This window comes from Qipengyuania soli, from assembly GCF_015529805.1.
Taxonomy (GTDB): Bacteria; Pseudomonadota; Alphaproteobacteria; order Sphingomonadales; family Sphingomonadaceae; genus Qipengyuania; species Qipengyuania soli.
In genome coordinates, this window is sequence record NZ_CP064654.1 from 1,119,330 (window position 1) to 1,135,821 (window position 16,492).

A 16,492-nucleotide genomic window follows, 5' to 3' on the forward strand; every position below is an offset into this window, starting at 1 on the left:
GCAATTCCATTACCTCACGGGTAATCGACTGGCTGCGTCGATCGGGAGAATGTCTAGCCTCCTGAAAGCGGAGTAACCGACATGAACCTGCGTAACACCTTGTTGCTGGATGCTGCCAGCGCGGCGACTTTCATCGTGCTTTGCCTTGGCTTGCCGCAAGCCTTGGCAGACCTCACCGGATTGCCCCGGTCCATCATCGCCATTGCCGGATGGATCTGTATCCCGTCCGCCGCGCTTTTCCTCTGGCAGGCAGTCGCTCCGACCCGCTCTCTGGTGGCCTTGATCGTCGCTGGAAATGCAGGATGGGTGATTGCCAGCGTAGGCGTCTGGTTCACGTATTTCGGTCAGCTGACGCCGCTCGGGCATGCGTTCGTGATCGCGCAGGCAGCAGCCGTTGAATTCTTCACCTTGATGGAGTGGCGCGGCCTCAGGAATCTCGGCCACACACCCCGGACCGCCTAGGCAAGGCGATCCAGGTCTTCGCGGCTCAGCCCGCCGGGGATGAGATAGAGCGGGCAGCTGAGGCCGCCCGCATGGCCGGAGAAGTGGTTCACCAGCGGACCCGGCCCGCCATCGGCGCTCGCCCCCAGCACCAGCGCCGCGATCTCGCCGTGCTCTTCGATGTACTTGCGGATGACGTCTGCAGGGGCACCGGGACGCACGGCGATGACTGGCATGCGGCCGCTTTCGGCGAAGATGTTGCCGGCTGCGTTGTTGGCCATGACCTCGGCCCGTTCGCGCGCTTCCTGCTCGATGGTGGCCTGGACCGCGCCAAAGGCATTGAAGGTCTGCTGCGGCACCAGCGCGAGGATATGCACCGATCCGCCGGTCTTCTGCGCACGCAGCGAGGCGAAGCGAAGCGCCTGTTTCGCTTCGTCGGTTTCGTCCATCACGACTAGGTAGATACGCATATGTGCTCCCCGGCTCCCTTGGCGCGGGTTACTCGGTAATTCGTATTCTGCGCAAGCACCTTGCAGCAACGGTTCATTTTGGCCAGAGGTGCCTGCGAACTCTCTCCCCAGCGAGGACGTAACGTCAAACATGCCCACGCCGATCAAGATGCCCGCCCTTTCGCCCACCATGGAGGAGGGAACCCTCGCAAAATGGCTGGTAAAACCCGGCGATACCGTGAGCGCCGGCGACATCATGGCCGAAATCGAAACCGACAAGGCGACGATGGAATTCGAGGCGGTGGACGAAGGCGTGATCGCCTCCATCGCGGTCGAGGCCGGGACCGAAGGCGTGAAGGTCGGCACGGTCATCGCCATGCTTGCCGAAGAGGGCGAGGATGTCAGCGCGGCTGCGGCGGCCGCACCTGCTGCTGAGGAAGCCAAGCCCGCACCCAAGGCCGAGGCTGCACCGGCTCCGGCTCCCGCTCCCGCGGCTGCACCGGCAGCTTCCGCGGCACCCAAGGCTTCGGGCGACCGCATCCTTGCCTCGCCTCTCGCCAAGCGCATTGCCGAGCAGAAGGGCGTGGACCTTGCAGGCGTCAAGGGAACCGGCCCGAACGGTCGAATCGTCAAGGCCGATGTCGAGGGGGCCAGCACCGGCGCAACACCGCCGAAGGCGGAGACTGCCGCTCCTGCGGCTGCCGCGCCGGTCAAGCCCGCCACGCTCGGCGGCGATCTCGATGCGCCTTACGAAGCGCAGAAGCTCAACAATGTCCGCAAGGTCATCGCGCGTCGCCTGACCGAAGCGAAGCAGACCATCCCGCACATCTACCTCACCGTGGACGTGCGCTTGGATGCGCTGCTCAAGCTGCGCGGCGAGCTCAACAAGAGCCTCGAGGCCGATGGCGTGAAGCTCTCGGTCAACGACCTCCTCATCAAGGCGCTCGCCCGCGCTCTCCAGCGTGTGCCCAAGTGCAACGTCAGCTTCCAGGGCGACGAACTGTTCCAATACAGCCGCGAGGATATCTCGGTCGCGGTCGCCGCGCCTTCGGGCCTGATCACGCCGATCATCCGGGATGCGGGCCGCAAGGGCCTCGCGCAGATCAGCACCGAGATGAAGGAGCTGGCGGGCAAAGCCAAGGACGGCAAGTTGCAGCCACATGAATTCCAGGGCGGTACCGCCTCGCTCTCCAACCTCGGCATGTTCGGTACCAAGCAGTTCGACGCGGTGATCAACCCGCCGCAGGCGATGATCCTCGCGGTCGGCGCGGGCGAGCAGCGTCCGTGGGTGATCGATGGCGCACTGGGCGTCGCCACCGTGATGAGCGCCACCGGCAGCTTCGACCACCGCGCCATCGACGGCGCGGACGGCGCGGCGCTGATGCAGGCATTCCAGCAGCTGGTGGAGAACCCGATGGGGCTGGTGGTTTGAGCGACACCCTGGTCAAGCTTTTGGCAGCTGCCTTGGGATTGCTTGGGCTGGCAATGGCGGCCGGTTTTGTCGCGCTGGCTTTCCTGACGTTCTTATCGCTCTCTGTCCCGAATTATCGCCTTATTGCCGCCACTCTCGCGATTGGTCTGTATGCCTTGGCCTGCGTCACGACAGCAATTGCGCTGTTCGGCAAACCAAGTCCCTTTTGGCACGCTTCAGGCGGTGTGCTCGGCGCGATAGCCGTCGTACTTTACGGGCTTCGACTGTCAGGTTGGGACTTCAAGATTTGACCCGCCAACCCCAAATCCGCGTCACCGCCATGCCGACCGACCTCAACCCCTATGGCGGGGTGTTCGGCGGATGGCTGATGAGCCAGATGGCGCTCGGCGCAGGTTCGCTCGCGAGCCGCGAGGGGAAGGGCAAGGCGGTAGTCGTCTCGGCAACCGATTTCGCCTTCCCCGGCGCGATGCAGGTGGGCGACGAGCTCTCGGTCTATTGCACAGTCGCTGCGACTGGAAACACCTCGCTCACCATCACCGCTGAAGCCATCGCCCGCGAGCGCAATGGCGAGGCCGAGACGAAGGTAGCGCAAGGCACGTTCAAGTTCGTGCTGCTCGACGATAACGACCGGCCCCGGGCCGTCGCGGCGAACGGGTCGTGAGCGCTGTCCTACATCCCTCCTCTGCGGGTAAAATCAGCGGCATGACCAGCCCCGCAAACCGCTCGAATACCTATTCCTTTTCCCCCTGCACAGAAGCGCTGCTTTTTAGCTGCAGTACCGTGTTCCATGTGTTCCATCCTGTCGGACAAACCGAAGGCTAATCCATCATGTCTGCTTCCTACGACGTTATCGTTCTCGGCTCCGGACCCGGCGGCTATGTCGCGGCGATCCGCTGCGCGCAGCTGGGTCTCAAGACTGCCATCGTCGAGCGCGAATTGCTCGGCGGCATCTGCCTCAACTGGGGCTGTATTCCGACCAAGGCGCTGCTGCGCTCGGCAGAGATACTCCACTATGCCCAGCATGCGAACGACTATGGCCTGAAGATCGCGGGCACAATCGAGGCGGACCTCGAGGCAGTGGTGAAGCGCAGCCGCGGCGTTGCGAAGCAACTCAACGCCGGCGTCACCCACCTGATGAAGAAGAACAAGATCACGGTTCATATGGGCGAGGGGCAGCTGACCGGTCCGACCAGCCTCACCGTGAAAGGCGAAAAGGGCGAAGAGAAGCTCACCGCCAAGCACCTCATCGTCGCCACCGGCGCCCGCGCGCGCGACCTGCCGTTTGCTCCCGCCGACGGCAAGCGGGTGTGGACCTATCGCCACGCGATGACCCCGCCGAAAATGCCCAAGAAGCTTCTGGTGATCGGGTCGGGCGCGATCGGGATCGAGTTCGCCAGCTTCTACAACGACATGGGCTGCGATGTGACCGTGGTCGAAATGCTCGACCGCATCGTTCCGGTGGAAGATGTCGACGTGTCCGACTTCCTCGAAGCCTCGCTGACCAAGCAGGGTATCGAGATCATGACCGGCGCCGGGGTCGAGGCGCTGGTCGTCTCCGACAAGGGCGTGAAGGCCAAGATCAAGGACGGCAAGGGTACCATTACCGAGACCGAGTTCAGCCACGTCATCGTCGCCATCGGCATCGTCCCGAACACGGAGAACGTGGGTCTCGAAAAGCTGGTCGAGATGGATCGCGGCTTCATCCAGATCGATCCTTACGGCCGCACCAGGTCGAAGGGCCTGTGGGCAATCGGCGATTGCACCCCCGGACCCTGGCTTGCGCACAAGGCGAGCCACGAAGGCGTCACCACCGCCGAGGCGATTGCCAAGGAACTCGGCAACAAGGACGTCCACCCGCACCCGCTCGACCGCGGCAATATCCCGGGCTGCACATACTGCCACCCGCAGATCGCCAGCGTCGGCCTGACCGAGGCGAAGGCCAAGGAAGCTGGCTACACGCTCAAGGTCGGCAAGTTCCCCTTCGTCGGCAACGGCAAGGCGATCGCGCTGGGCGAGGCGGCTGGCTTCGTGAAGACCGTGTTCGATGCAAAGACCGGCGAACTGCTCGGCGCGCACATGGTCGGCGCGGAAGTGACCGAGATGATCCAAGGCTTCGTCGTCGGCAAGACGCTGGAGACGACCGAGGCGGAGCTGATGAACACCGTCTTCCCGCATCCGACCATCAGCGAAAGCATGCACGAGAGCGTGCTTGCGGCCTACGGGCGGGCGCTGCATATCTGACCTGCGCCACAAGTAGGGGGAGAGCGAGTTGACCGGTTTCCTGATCCTCGCCTTCCTCATCCTCGTGGCGGGCCTGGTGGCTGTTCCGATCGCCTCGCGCCTCGGATTGGGGTCGGTGCTCGGCTACCTTCTTGCGGGAATGGCGATTGCCCCGCTGCTCGCCGCGCTCAGGGTCGACGTAGAGGCTCTTCAGGTCTTCGCCGAATTCGGCGTCGTGATGATGCTGTTCATCGTCGGACTCGAGCTTGAACCCAAACAGCTTTGGGCGATGCGTGGCAAACTTATCGGCACGGGGGGAGGGCAGGTCGTTCTCACCACTCTCGCGCTCGCAGCCGTTGCGCTCGTCAGCGGCAACCAGTGGCAGACTGCGCTAGCCATCGGCATGATCCTCGCATTGTCGTCCACCGCGATCATCGTCCAGTCGCTCAACGAGAAGGGCTTGATGAAAAGCGAAGGCGGGGAAGCATCCTTCTCGGTCCTTCTCTTCCAGGACGTCGCGGTCATTCCCATTCTCGCAATACTGCCACTGCTCGCACTTCCACAGTTCGGTGTAGTCGCCGCCGCGGGTGAAGCAGGAGCCCACGGCGGAGGCTTCGACCTTACGGCGGACATGTCTGCATGGATGGCTGCGCTCGTTCGAGTGGGCGCAGTGGCTGCAGTCGCATTCATCGGGAATTACCTGACCCGGCCGATCTTCCGCTTCATCGCCAAGGCCAATCTACGCGAGCTCTTCACTGCCGCCGGCCTCGTTTTCGTCATCGGTATAGCACTGCTCATGACGCTGGTCGGCCTCTCACCGGCCCTTGGCACATTCATCGCGGGCGTCGTGCTGGCCAACAGCGAATACCGGCACGAGCTCGAAAGCGACGTGGACCCGTTCAAGGGGCTGTTGCTCGGCCTGTTCTTCATCACTGTCGGGGCCGGTATCGACTTTGCTCTTGCATTCGAACGGTTCGGGGAAGTCGCCTTCTGGGCGGCAGTCGTCATTCTGGTGAAGATTGCCGTGCTCCTTTTCGTTGGCAGACTCTCGGGCTTGCGGAGGGAATCGCTGTGGCTGTTCGCTCTGGCGCTGCCCCAGGCTGGCGAGTTCGCCTTCGTCCTGATTTCCTTCGCTGTCGGCAATGCGATCCTGCCGCAGGACATGGCCGATCTGCTGTTGCTGATCGTGGCCCTGACCATGCTCGTCACGCCATTGCTGTTCATCCTTTTCGACAAGGTCATCGCCCACGCCTATTGCGGCGCGTCGGACGTGCGGGATACCGACACGATCGAGGTCGAAAACCCTATCATCATTGCCGGGCGCGGTCGCGTCGGTGGCATAGTCGACCGCATGCTCGATGCGGCAGGGCACCATGCGACCGTCATCGACTACAACAGCCAGCATCTCGAAAATCTGAAGAAGTTCGGCATCAAAACCTATTACGGCGATGCGACACGGCCCGACCTGCTTGCAAGCGCGGGGATCGACAGGGCCAGGATACTGGTCGTGGCGCTCGACGAGCGCGAGCAGATCGACAAGCTTGTCCGTTACGCATGCGACAATTTTCCGGACCTGCATGTGATCGCACGCGCCAAGGACCGGGACCACGTATACCACTTGTGGGCGATGGGTTGCCGCGACATCGTTCGCGAGACCTATGACAGCGCGTTGCGCATGGGCCGGTCGGTATACGAGGCGCTGGGTCACGACCGTCAGGCGGCGATCGCCATGGTCGATGCTTGGGAAGCGATGGACCGTACTTCGATGCGCGAGATCGCAGATGTCTATCGCCTCGATATTCCCGCGCACGAGAACGAGGCGCTCTTGGCAAAGATCAGGGAGCTAAAGGCCGAATGGGACCCCAAACTGCGCGACGCGATGGACGAAATTGCCAGCAGGGGACGCTGACGAGATGACGCAGGGCACCCACCTCTACGTACCCGATGCGCGCAACGAGAATGTGCTTATCGATATCAACGGCCAGCATTTCCCCCGCCCAGAGGCAAAGATCAGCGTCTTCGACAGCGGCTTCATGCTGGGTGACGGGGTCTGGGAAGGTATCCGGCTGCACCATGGGCGGCTTGCTTTCCTCGACCGGCACCTCGATCGACTATGGCGGGGTGCCAAGGCGATCCACATGGATATCGGCATCACGCGTGAGGAGTTGGAACGACGGCTTTACGCCGTGCTCGATGCGAACGGCATGTCGGAAGACGGCGTTCACATCCGGCTGATGGTCACGCGCGGCATTCGCTCCACACCCTACCAGGACCCGCGTGTTGTGGTGACACCCGCCACCATCGTCATCATTCCCGAATGGAAGGAACCCGCGCCCGAGACGGCGACACGAATGCTCAGGCTGGCGACCGTCCATGTGCGTCGCGGATATCCCGACGTGCAGGATCCCATGCTCAATTCGCATTCCAAGCTGAACTGCATAACCGCCTGTATCCAGGCGGCGCAGGCAGGCGCCGACGAGGGCCTGATGCTCGATCCACATGGGTTCGTGGCAACCTGCAACTCGACCCACTTCTTCATCGTGAAGGAGGGTGAAGTCTGGACTTCTAGTGGCGACTATTGCCTCGACGGGATAACCCGCGGGGTAGTTATCGAGATCGCGCGGGCAGCAGGCATCACGGTGCGTGAGCGCAACTTCTCGCTTACGCATGTCTATGGCGCAGACGAGGCCTTCACCACAGGCACATTTGCCGGCGTTGCTCCTATCGGGGAAATAGACGGCCGCGTCCTTGGCAAAGACCGTGGACCGATGGTCGAACGCCTCCAGCAACTGTATCTTGCCCGGCTCGCCGAAGATGTGAAAGGCAGGGCACGTCCGTGACCCTTCGCATCGCCATGTGGTCGGGACCGCGCAACCTTTCGACAGCGATGATGCGAAGCTTCTCGAACAGGGCCGACACCTTTGTCAGCGACGAGCCATTCTACGGTGCATATCTCCGGGAAACCGGCGATCCGCAACCGATGGCCGAAGAGGTAATGGCCGACATGGATTGCGACTGGCACAGCGTCGCGGCGACCTTGCAGGGCCGTGCTCCGGACGGCAGCTCGGTCTGGTATCAGAAGCACATGTCGCACCACATGGAAGGTCCGATCTCGATCGAGGACTTCCCCGATCATAGGCATGCCTTCCTCATTCGCGATCCTCGTCGGGTTGCGGCGAGCTATGCGAACAAGAGAACCGCCATCCGTCCCGAACATCTGGGCACGGCGCGCCAACGAGAATATTTCGAACGGATATCCGATCGCCTCGGAGCGCCTCCGCCGGTTATCGACAGTGCGGATATTCTGTCCGATCCGGAAGCTGTTCTCGCCCGCTTGTGTGAAGCCTTGGGCATTGCCTGGGATCCCGGAATGCTGACTTGGACAAAGGGACCGCACCCGAACGATGGGGTCTGGCAAAGTCACTGGTATGACGCGGTAAACACGTCGACTGGCTTCGGTCCGCCACCGGGTGACCTACCGGTGCTCAGCAAAGAATATGCTGCTGTCGCAAACAGCTGCATGAACGATTACGAAGCATTGGCCAGGTTCCGGATCGTCGCCCGGTAGGCTCGTCGCAGGCTCGAAACCTCCCGTCTCCGAGCCGGCAACCAAATTCCCAGACTGCCGTTTCCCAGTGCGAGGAGAGTCGCACATGGAATATGAAATTCTCGATGAGCCGCAGGGCGCTGAACGCCAGGACCTAGGGACCGCAGATGGCGGTCTGGTCGAAGATCATATCGCACTGCGCAATCAATCCTCGGTCGAGCCCGAAGATTACCCTATTCCAAACCGCCGGAACTCGTCATTGGTCATGTCGCCGGAATAGGGAAGGCGTGGCGGACAGGGTGGGATTCGAACCCACGGTGGGCTTGCACCCACGGCGGTTTTCAAGACCGCTGCATTCAACCACTCTGCCACCTGTCCGCAGCCCGAAGGCAGCTAGCGAGGCCCGATGAGTTTGTCACGCCCCGCTTCATCGTGAAAAATTTTCTCAAAGGCCCGTGACACTTGCCATTCATCTCGCGTCTGCGACAATCTGGAATCATGAGATTGAGCCGACTGACCGCCTTCATTGGAATTGCCACCCTTTCGCTATCGACAGGACCAGCAGTTGCACAAAGCGGTTTGTCTTTCGATGCGTACCTACAGCTCTTGATTGCAAGAGCCAGGGCCGAGGGCGTTTCCGAAGCAACGATCCAGCGAATGACTGCAGGGCTGGAACCAAACTATCGGGTAATCGAACTCGACCGATCGCAACCTGGAACTCCGACGCGTAGCGGATTTCCAGCGCTCGCCCCCTACATCGCGACGCATGTCGATGATGCGCGGATCAGTGGAGGTCGACGGGCCTATGCCAATTACCAAGGCAGAATCCGCGCGATCGAGCAGGCCTATGGCGTTCCGGGCGAGATAATCACCGCCATATGGGGTCATGAGACCGCCTATGGCGCGGTAAAGGGCGGGTTCGACCTGTCCCAGGCCCTCGCCACCCTCGCGTGGGAAGGGCGCCGCCGCGACCTCTTCGCGACCGAGTGGGTCGATCTGATGAAGGTCGCGGACAAGGGTTACTCTCGTAGCGACTTGAAGGGAAGTTGGGCTGGTGCGTTCGGCAATCCGCAGTTCTTGCCATCGGTCTATCTCCGCCTGGCCGCTGACGGCGACGGCGATGGCCGTGCAGATATCATGAACAACGGTTCCGATGCATTGGCCTCGATCGCAAACTACTTCCGCGATGCCGGCTGGCGGCGGGGTGAGCCGTGGGGAGTACGAGCCTATGTGCCATCAGGCTTCGATCCATCGGCTTATCGCACGAAAATCACCGCACCCGTGTGTGAGCGGGTTCACGAACGACATAGCGTATACAAGACCGTCGCAGAATGGCGTGCCCTGGGTGTGCAACCCCAACGGCCTCTTAGCGACAATGTTCAGGCTACGATCTTTCAGCCCGACGGGGCCGGCACTCCCGCATGGCTCTTAACCTCGAATTATCGGGTCATCCTCGAATATAACTGCTCGAACTATTATGCGATGAGCGTGGGGCTTCTTGCGGATGAGATTGCTCGATAGGATTGCAGCGGCAGCCACAGTCTTCGGCGTGGCCATGACCCTCGGAGCTTGCTCCACCCATGCTCGAGAGCGAGCCGGTGTGGATGCAGCCCCAACCGTCGTAAACGGGCCATCAGCAGACTATCCGATGATCATCGGTGAGCCATTCGAGATCGAGGGCGTAAAGTACGTCCCTGCCGACGTGATGAACTATGACCACGTCGGTTATGCCGCGATTGATGGCGAAAGCACGATCGGTGTCACGGCGGCGGACCGGATTTTGCCTTTGCCGAGCTATGTGGAAGTCACCGCGCTCGACAGCGGGCGTACCATCCTTGTTCGGGTCGAGAGGCGGGGTCCGATGACCAACGAACGCTTGGTCGCCCTGTCCCCGACTGCGATGGCACAACTGGGCATCGCTGATGGTGCCCCTGTTCGCATGCGCCGGGTCAATCCGCCCGAAGAAATGCGCGCCAAGCTAAGGGCAGGGCAGGAGGCCAGCCCGCGGATGGACACGCCAGAAGGCCTCCTCGTCGTCCTGCGCAAGAAATTGCCAAAGGCGGGCTCGGTTTCACTCGCAGATCCGCGCCAGACGCAGGTGAGCGGGAGCGTACCTGCCGCCGATGCAATCCAATCCATTGATCCGACACCACCAGCAGGGGCTGCCTCTGTCGAAGTAGTGGCAGAGGTAGATGCGCAAGATGCCGCATCATCGCCCTCGGCTGACGAACTTGGAGGGGAGACGGGCAAGTTCACCGTCCAGCTAGGAGCTTTTTCCGTACGCAGTAATGCGGAACGACTAGCTAAGAAGGTTGGTGGATTCCTTGTGGAAGCCGGACGACTGACGATAGTTAGAGCGGGCCACTACGCAACTCGTGGACAGGCCGCGGACGCGCTCGCCAAGCTGCAAGCACAAGGTTATAGCGACGCCGAGATCAGAACACTCGACTGACAAGCCGGCATGGCGACCGGCGCCGGAGCAGGTTTGCGTACTACATTATTTTCCATCGTCACATTGGCGGCACTATCCGTAGCATCTCCTCTTGGCGCTCGTTCTCCGCGTGAAGCTGCGATACCTTCTCCTGTCGACGCTCCCATCGCCTACCTCGTCGATGCACGCAGCGGGCAGGTTCTGTATGCTCGGGATGCCGACAGGCGCTTCATGCCTGCTTCCATAACCAAGGTAATGACCACCTTCCTGGCCTTCGAATGGATGGAGGAAGGCAGGCTCAATCCGCGCCAATCCTTCGTCATGCGGCCCGAAACGTTTCGCAAATGGCATCGCGTCGGATCGACGATGTTTCTCTCCGCGAATGTCCCTGTGTCCGTGGACGACCTCCTGCACGGGGTTACGACCGTGTCGGCCAACGACGGGGCGGTGGTACTGGCCGAAGGGGCGGCCGGAACGGTCGAGGACTGGGTCGCTGCAATGAACGCAAAGGCGCGCGAAATTGGGATGCACGACAGCCACTACGGCACTCCGAATGGCTGGATGGACGAAGGCAACACCTGGGTTACCGCGCAGGATCTTGCGACATTAGGCAAGGCAATGATTGCGCGCCATCCCTCGAAATACCGCCATTTCGTGGGCGCGACGGGGTTCAAGTACAACAACATCGAACAACGCAACCATGACCCGATTTCAGGTGTGGTCCCAGGCGCGGATGGCATCAAGACAGGGTTCACGAACCAGGCGGGGTACGGATTCCTCGGGTCGGCCGTGCGAAATGGCCAGCGGCTGATCATGGTCGTGGCGGGAAGCCCTACGGGGCGGGCGCGGAATAAGGCGTCGCGAGAGTTCATCGAGTGGGGCTTTTCCGCCTTCGAACCTCGTCGCGTTTTTGCGCGCGGACAGATTATCGCCAGTGCCAAGGTTCAGGATGGTGGAGCGCCGCTGGTCAATCTGGTTACCGACGGGCCGTTTTATGTCGACGTTCTCAAGGGCACCAATCCAGCTATCTCCTACACTCTGCGCTATGAAGGGCCGTTACAGGCACCGATCGCCAAAGGTGAGGAGGTGGCGGAAATGGTAGTGACGATTGATGGCATGCCGCAATATCGCGTGCCGCTCAAAGCGCGGGAAGCAGTGGTCGAAGCCAATCTCCTACAACGCGTGTTTAACGGAATGCGGAGCTGGATCACGTGACCCGCGGTCGCTTCATCGCCTTCGAGGGTGGCGAAGGGATGGGTAAGTCGACCCAGGCCCAACTGCTGGCGGAAGCATTGGCAGCTAGAGGCATCACCGTCGTCCTGACCCGCGAACCGGGCGGAACACCGGGAGCCGAAGCAATCCGGGAACTCCTGCTCCATCCCCCCGGCGATGGCTGGACGAGGGAGGCCGAAGCCTTGCTTTTTGCAGCGGCGCGCTCCGACCACGTCGCACGACGCATCCTTCCCGCCATCGAGGTCGGCCAATGGGTCGTGTGCGATCGTTTTCTCGATTCGAGCCGTGCCTATCAGGGAATTGCCGGCGCATTGGGCGATGATCGCGTCCTCGCCCTACACGAGGTCGGCAGCCACGGCATCAAGCCAGATCTGACTCTTGTCTTCGATGCTCCTGCGGCAAGCGTTTCGGCCCGTCTCGCTGCACGCGATGGCGACGAGACGGACGCTATCGGCGGACGAACCGCTGAATATCACGCGTCCGTCAACGCGGCTTTTCTCGACTTCGCCAGGCAAGAGCCCGAGCGGTTTCGCGTGATCGACGGAACAGGATCGATCGAACAGGTCCACGAACGCGTCATGTCGGCAATCGACGGATATTTCGAGAGCGGGCAATGACCCTTCTCGGCCATCAGGATGCCTGGCACGAGTGGCGCGAGGCGATGGCCGGCTCGCGCATGCACCACGCGTGGCTCCTCGCTGGGAAGCGTGGTGTCGGCAAGGCGAGCTTCGCGCAAGCCGCTGCACGCGAACTTGTCGGCGCGGATCCCAACATCGAACATCATCCTGACATCCATGTCCTGACCCAAGGGCCGAAGGATGAAAAGGAGGAGCGCAAGCGCGAGGAAGGCAAGCCCTTCGAACTTTCGCGCAGCATCCGCATAGCGCAGGTACGCCAGATGCAGCAGCGCCTCACTACCCGCCCCACGGCAGGAAGCAGACGCGCCATCATCATCGATCCGTCGGACGATCTCGAGCGCAATGCCGCGAACGCGCTTCTCAAGAGCCTGGAAGAGCCCCCGCAAGGGACTTTCTTTCTGCTCGTGGCACATAGTCCTGCACGCCTTCTGCCTACTATCCGGTCGCGTTGTCGGGTACTACGCTTCCCTACGGTGCCCGACGCGGAGATCGCATCCCTCCTTTCGCAGCTTGCGCCACATTCCGATCAGTCCACCGTACAGGCAGCAATCGCCGCTGCAGCCGGATCCCCAGGCGCAGCGTTGGCGTTCGTCGAGATGGAGCTCGGCAAGGTTGCGAGTCTCATGCGCCGTATTGTGGAGCATGGAGATCCCGACTTCTCCCTTCGCGGAGGACTTGCCGCTGCTATCGGTGCTCGGCCGGACCGCGAGAGGATCCAGGGTGTACTGGATCTCGCACGTTCTACCCTTGCCGAAATGGTCGATGGGAGCGCCGTTGACCCGCGCCCCGTAATCGATGCTCATGCGGAACTGGTGCGGCTCGCGGGCGAACACCCGACCTACAACTTCGATGCCGGATTGCTCGCGATGGAAATCGGCACCTTGCTCGCGAACGCCGCTAAGGCTAGCGAGCGGGCCGATGGCTGAACCTTTCTACATTACCACCGCGATCAATTACCCCAACGGACGGCCGCACATCGGTCATGCCTATGAAGGGATTGCAACCGACGTCGTGGCCCGGCACCAGCGCCAGCGTGGTCGGGACGTGCGCTTTGTCACCGGCACCGATGAGCATGGGCTCAAGATGGACCAGACGGCCCGCAACCAAGGCCGTGCCACGATCGATCTGGCCGACGAAATGTCAGGACATTTCCGTGACATGGCGAACAGGCTTAACTTGTCTTATGACGAATTCGTGCGTACCACGGAGGATCGCCACAAGGCGGCCAGCATCGAGCTGTGGAAGCGCATGGAAGCCAATGGCGACCTGTACCTCGACCGTTACGAAGGTTGGTATTCGGTCCGCGACGAGGCATTTTACGACGAGAGCGAACTTAACGAAGGCGAGGGAGGGGGGAAACTCTCCCCGCAAGGTACTCCCGTCGAGTGGACGGCTGAAGAGACGTGGTTCTTCAGGCTTTCAGCCTATCAGGACAGACTCCTAGCGCTTTACCGCGACAATCCCGACTTCATCCGGCCGGAGAGTCGCCGGAACGAAGTGCTGCGCTTCGTCGAGGGCGGGCTGAAGGACCTCAGCGTCTCGCGCACGAGCTTCGATTGGGGCGTACCCGTTCCCGACAGCGATGGTCACGTGATGTATGTGTGGGTTGACGCGCTGACCACGTACATGACTGGCGTCGGTTTCCCGGACTCCGAAGGCGAGATGTTCCAGCGTTACTGGCCTGCCGACGTTCACATGATCGGCAAGGACATCACACGCTTTCACACGGTCTATTGGCCTGCCTTCCTGATGAGCGCCGGTCTCGCGTTGCCGAAGCAGGTGTTCAGCCATGGCTTCCTCCTCGCGCGCGGCGGGGAGAAGATGAGCAAGAGCGCGGGCAACGTCGTCGATCCGATGGAACTCGCCGAACGGTTCGGTGTGGACCAGCTGCGGTACTTCTTCATTCGCGAGATCGCATTCGGCCAGGACGGCAGTTACTCGGCCGAGGCCATTGTCCAGCGAGCGAACGGCGAATTGGGGAACGCCTTCGGCAACCTGGCGCAGCGCACACTCGGGTTCATCGCCAAGAACCTCGAGGGACATCTTCCCGCGATCCGTGGTCACGACCGTGCCGATGCGGAACTGTTCGATATCGTCGACAAGGCCGTCCGCACGGATATCCCTGCGGCATTCGATTCTCTTGCGCTCCATCAGGCGGTTGAGGCTTGGCTGCAGGCCGTCTTTGCCTGCAACGCCTACATCGACGCACAAGCTCCATGGACCCTGCGGAAGTCAGACCCGGAGCGCATGGAGACGGTCCTGGCGACACTCTACATCTGCATTGCGCAGCTTGCCGTCGCGATCGCTCCTGTCATCCCGGCGAGCAGCGCCAAACTGCTCGACCTCATGGGCGTGGGCGATGAACTGCGCACCTACGAGGGAATAGGCAGCCACTGGTATTCGCCTCTGGCCGAGAGCGACTTCCAGATCGCGGCACCGACCCCGCTGTTCCCCAGGGTCGAACTGGCAGAGGACGAAACCGCCTGATGCTCGTCGATAGCCACTGCCATCTCGAATACGATGGCCTGGTCGACGATCAGGCCGGTGTGCTCGATCGGGCACGCGAGGCGGGGGTAGGGGCCTTCCTCAATATCTCCACCAAGCGTGCGGAGTGGGGCAGGGTGGTAGGGACCGCGCGGGCCACAAATGACGTCTATGCCAGTGTCGGCATCCATCCGCATCATGCCGACCAGCATCTCGATCTCGAGCGCGATGAACTGTTCGAGGCAACGTGCGATCCCAAGGTTATCGGCATCGGTGAGACCGGTCTCGACTACTATTACGACCATTCCGACCGCGCCGCGCAACAACGCCTGTTCCGTCTGCACATCGACGTCGCGCGCGAGACGCAGCTTCCGGTGATCATCCATACCCGCGACGCAGAGGACGACACGATCGCCATCTTGAGAGAAGAGATGGGGAAGGGCGCATTCCCGGCGCTCATTCACTGCTTCACGGCGTCAGCCGAATTCGGCAAACGCGTTCTCGAGCTGGGGCTTTCCATATCGATTTCAGGCATCGTGACCTTCAAGAATGCCCGTGAACTCCAGGAAGTGGCAAAGACTATTCCGCGCGATCGCTTGCTTGTCGAAACCGACAGTCCCTTCCTCGCCCCTGTGCCGCACCGCGGCAAGAGCTGCGAGCCAGGCTACGTCCGGGACACTGCCGCCTTCATTGCAGATCTACGTGGTGAGACACTCGACGAACTGGCCGGATACACGACACGCAATTTCTTTTCGCTATTCAGCAAGGCAGCAGCGTGAAGTTACTGATGCTCGGCTCCGGCACGTCGACCGGGGTGCCTCGGGTCGGCAACGACTGGGGTGAATGCGACCCGACAGAACCTCGAAACCGGCGTACGCGTGTTTCGATCATCGTCGAGAACGATGCAGGCCAACGAATACTCGTCGATACTTCGACCGACTTGCGCGCGCAGTTGCTCGCGAACTCAGTCGATAAGATTGATGCCGTCTTTTGGACCCATGATCATGCGGACCATTGTCACGGCATCGATGATCTCAGGGTCATGCGCTATGATCGCAGCAATCCCATTCCCGGATTTGCGAGCGAGGTAACCAGTGCGCGCTTGCGCCGCAGGTTCGACTACATATTCGAAGGGCAGTTCGGCTATCCCACGATAATAGACCTCAAGTTGCTCGGCCAAATGCACATGGTTGCCGGATTTTCTTTCGACCATGTCGAAATGCCGCATGGTCCCGTGTCCAACACGGGCTTTCGCTTCGAGGCTGATGGGAAATCAATCGTTTACGCGACGGATTTCAGCGAGATTACACCTCAAATGGTCCGATGCTTCGAAGGAACAGATATTCTCGTGGTCGACTGCCTGCGGCGAAAGCCGCATCCGACGCATGCGCATTTCGACATGGCCATTGAACTCGGGCGCAAATGCAAGGCCCGGCAAACCGTCCTGACCCATATGGACAAGAGCATGGATTATCGCAGCCTGTGCGACGAGGTGCCTAAGGGCGTGACCGTCGGGTACGATGGACTGGAGATCGAGGCGTGAGCGAACATCAGATCGTATCGCTTGTTTCTCTGGTTGGCGTCCTGATCCTGGTTTCTTCCGGATTTCGGTCCCAC

Annotated in this window: 18 protein-coding genes and 1 tRNA gene; 17 read left to right on the forward strand and 2 right to left on the reverse strand. The window is 61.3% G+C overall.

Translation table 11 applies throughout. From position 1 onward, the window contains the following. Nucleotides 1–81: 81 nt before the first annotated feature. Entirely contained in the window at nucleotides 82–462 is a 381-nt protein-coding gene (locus IRL76_RS05635) for a hypothetical protein (protein ID WP_200983809.1), read from the forward strand. Here the strand turns inward: IRL76_RS05635 and IRL76_RS05640 are convergent. Then, complete coding sequence (locus IRL76_RS05640) at nucleotides 459–911, reverse strand: universal stress protein (protein ID WP_200983810.1); 453 nt, start codon at nucleotides 909–911, stop codon at nucleotides 459–461. The genes IRL76_RS05635 and IRL76_RS05640 overlap by 4 nt on opposite strands. 130 nt (nucleotides 912–1,041) lie before the next feature. On the opposite strand from IRL76_RS05640, the gene IRL76_RS05645 reads away from it, so the two are divergent. The 8 genes from IRL76_RS05645 (at nucleotide 1,042) to IRL76_RS05680 (ending at nucleotide 8,369) form a co-directional block, all read left to right on the forward strand. Beyond that, a complete protein-coding gene (locus IRL76_RS05645) occupies nucleotides 1,042–2,322 on the forward strand; it encodes a pyruvate dehydrogenase complex dihydrolipoamide acetyltransferase (protein WP_200983811.1) in 1,281 nt (426 codons plus the stop codon). Then, entirely contained in the window at nucleotides 2,319–2,612 is a 294-nt protein-coding gene (locus tag IRL76_RS05650; protein ID WP_200983812.1) for a hypothetical protein, read from the forward strand. Before IRL76_RS05645 ends, IRL76_RS05650 begins: the two co-directional genes overlap by 4 nt. Nucleotides 2,613–2,641: 29 nt before the next feature. Continuing rightward, nucleotides 2,642–2,983 (forward strand): acyl-CoA thioesterase, encoded by a 342-nt coding sequence (locus IRL76_RS05655; protein ID WP_200984195.1) that lies wholly within the window; start codon nucleotides 2,642–2,644, stop codon nucleotides 2,981–2,983. A 167-nt stretch (nucleotides 2,984–3,150) separates the two neighbouring features. Next, nucleotides 3,151–4,563 (forward strand): dihydrolipoyl dehydrogenase, encoded by a 1,413-nt coding sequence (gene lpdA, locus IRL76_RS05660; protein WP_200983813.1) that lies wholly within the window; start codon nucleotides 3,151–3,153, stop codon nucleotides 4,561–4,563. A gap of 28 nt (nucleotides 4,564–4,591) precedes the next feature. Further along, on the forward strand, nucleotides 4,592–6,451 hold the full coding sequence (locus tag IRL76_RS05665) for a monovalent cation:proton antiporter-2 (CPA2) family protein (RefSeq protein ID WP_200983814.1): 1,860 nt from the start codon (nucleotides 4,592–4,594) through the stop codon (nucleotides 6,449–6,451). Nucleotides 6,452–6,455: 4 nt separating this feature from the next. Further along, nucleotides 6,456–7,382: an aminotransferase class IV gene (locus tag IRL76_RS05670; protein WP_200983815.1), complete on the forward strand. Its 927-nt coding sequence runs from the start codon at nucleotides 6,456–6,458 to the stop codon at nucleotides 7,380–7,382. Beyond that, nucleotides 7,379–8,110, forward strand: coding sequence for a sulfotransferase-like domain-containing protein (locus tag IRL76_RS05675; protein WP_246450016.1), 732 nt, complete (start codon nucleotides 7,379–7,381; stop codon nucleotides 8,108–8,110). The genes IRL76_RS05670 and IRL76_RS05675 overlap by 4 nt, the downstream gene beginning before the upstream one ends. Nucleotides 8,111–8,195: 85 nt before the next feature. Continuing rightward, nucleotides 8,196–8,369 (forward strand): hypothetical protein, encoded by a 174-nt coding sequence (locus IRL76_RS05680; RefSeq protein WP_200983816.1) that lies wholly within the window; start codon nucleotides 8,196–8,198, stop codon nucleotides 8,367–8,369. A gap of 8 nt (nucleotides 8,370–8,377) precedes the next feature. Here the strand turns inward: IRL76_RS05680 and IRL76_RS05685 are convergent. Next, nucleotides 8,378–8,467, reverse strand: a tRNA-Ser gene (locus tag IRL76_RS05685). 120 nt (nucleotides 8,468–8,587) lie between these two features. On the opposite strand from IRL76_RS05685, the gene IRL76_RS05690 reads away from it, so the two are divergent. From IRL76_RS05690 to IRL76_RS05725, 8 genes are read left to right on the forward strand one after another with little or no spacing between them, the layout of a single operon-like run. Next, nucleotides 8,588–9,610, forward strand: a complete 1,023-nt coding sequence (locus tag IRL76_RS05690) for a lytic murein transglycosylase (protein WP_200983817.1) — start codon at nucleotides 8,588–8,590, stop codon at nucleotides 9,608–9,610. Then, nucleotides 9,594–10,541 carry an SPOR domain-containing protein gene (locus tag IRL76_RS05695; protein WP_216629305.1) on the forward strand — a complete coding sequence of 316 codons (948 nt, stop codon included), beginning with the start codon at nucleotides 9,594–9,596 and terminating at the stop codon, nucleotides 10,539–10,541. Before IRL76_RS05690 ends, IRL76_RS05695 begins: the two co-directional genes overlap by 17 nt. A 9-nt stretch (nucleotides 10,542–10,550) precedes the next feature. Further along, nucleotides 10,551–11,735: a D-alanyl-D-alanine carboxypeptidase family protein gene (locus IRL76_RS05700; protein WP_200983819.1), complete on the forward strand. Its 1,185-nt coding sequence runs from the start codon at nucleotides 10,551–10,553 to the stop codon at nucleotides 11,733–11,735. Further along, nucleotides 11,732–12,370, forward strand: coding sequence for a dTMP kinase (tmk, locus tag IRL76_RS05705; RefSeq protein ID WP_200983820.1), 639 nt, complete (start codon nucleotides 11,732–11,734; stop codon nucleotides 12,368–12,370). The genes IRL76_RS05700 and tmk overlap by 4 nt, the downstream gene beginning before the upstream one ends. Further along, nucleotides 12,367–13,317: an AAA family ATPase gene (locus IRL76_RS05710; protein ID WP_200983821.1), complete on the forward strand. Its 951-nt coding sequence runs from the start codon at nucleotides 12,367–12,369 to the stop codon at nucleotides 13,315–13,317. Before tmk ends, IRL76_RS05710 begins: the two co-directional genes overlap by 4 nt. After that, the gene (gene metG, locus IRL76_RS05715) at nucleotides 13,310–14,878 is read left to right on the forward strand and encodes a methionine--tRNA ligase (RefSeq protein WP_200983822.1); all 1,569 of its coding nucleotides are present in this window, start codon (nucleotides 13,310–13,312) and stop codon (nucleotides 14,876–14,878) included. The genes IRL76_RS05710 and metG overlap by 8 nt, the downstream gene beginning before the upstream one ends. Further along, on the forward strand, nucleotides 14,878–15,654 hold the full coding sequence (locus IRL76_RS05720) for a TatD family hydrolase (protein ID WP_200983823.1): 777 nt from the start codon (nucleotides 14,878–14,880) through the stop codon (nucleotides 15,652–15,654). The genes metG and IRL76_RS05720 overlap by 1 nt, the downstream gene beginning before the upstream one ends. Beyond that, nucleotides 15,651–16,418, forward strand: a complete 768-nt coding sequence (locus IRL76_RS05725; RefSeq protein ID WP_200983824.1) for an MBL fold metallo-hydrolase — start codon at nucleotides 15,651–15,653, stop codon at nucleotides 16,416–16,418. The genes IRL76_RS05720 and IRL76_RS05725 overlap by 4 nt, the downstream gene beginning before the upstream one ends. Nucleotides 16,419–16,492: the final 74 nt, after the last annotated feature.

Excerpts from the sequence above, each read along its gene's own strand:
- IRL76_RS05635 (WP_200983809.1), top strand. The coding sequence starts at position 82 with ATGAACCTGCGTAACACCTTGTTGCTGGATGCTGCCAGCGCGGCGACT.
- IRL76_RS05640 (WP_200983810.1), bottom strand. The coding sequence starts at position 911 with ATGCGTATCTACCTAGTCGTGATGGACGAAACCGACGAAGCGAAACAG.
- IRL76_RS05645 (WP_200983811.1), top strand. The coding sequence starts at position 1,042 with ATGCCCACGCCGATCAAGATGCCCGCCCTTTCGCCCACCATGGAGGAG.
- IRL76_RS05655 (WP_200984195.1), top strand. The coding sequence starts at position 2,642 with ATGCCGACCGACCTCAACCCCTATGGCGGGGTGTTCGGCGGATGGCTG.
- lpdA (WP_200983813.1), top strand. The coding sequence starts at position 3,151 with ATGTCTGCTTCCTACGACGTTATCGTTCTCGGCTCCGGACCCGGCGGC.
- IRL76_RS05670 (WP_200983815.1), top strand. The coding sequence starts at position 6,456 with ATGACGCAGGGCACCCACCTCTACGTACCCGATGCGCGCAACGAGAAT.
- IRL76_RS05680 (WP_200983816.1), top strand. The coding sequence starts at position 8,196 with ATGGAATATGAAATTCTCGATGAGCCGCAGGGCGCTGAACGCCAGGAC.
- IRL76_RS05690 (WP_200983817.1), top strand. The coding sequence starts at position 8,588 with ATGAGATTGAGCCGACTGACCGCCTTCATTGGAATTGCCACCCTTTCG.
- IRL76_RS05695 (WP_216629305.1), top strand. The coding sequence starts at position 9,594 with ATGAGATTGCTCGATAGGATTGCAGCGGCAGCCACAGTCTTCGGCGTG.
- IRL76_RS05700 (WP_200983819.1), top strand. The coding sequence starts at position 10,551 with ATGGCGACCGGCGCCGGAGCAGGTTTGCGTACTACATTATTTTCCATC.
- IRL76_RS05710 (WP_200983821.1), top strand. The coding sequence starts at position 12,367 with ATGACCCTTCTCGGCCATCAGGATGCCTGGCACGAGTGGCGCGAGGCG.
- metG (WP_200983822.1), top strand. The coding sequence starts at position 13,310 with ATGGCTGAACCTTTCTACATTACCACCGCGATCAATTACCCCAACGGA.
- IRL76_RS05720 (WP_200983823.1), top strand. The coding sequence starts at position 14,878 with ATGCTCGTCGATAGCCACTGCCATCTCGAATACGATGGCCTGGTCGAC.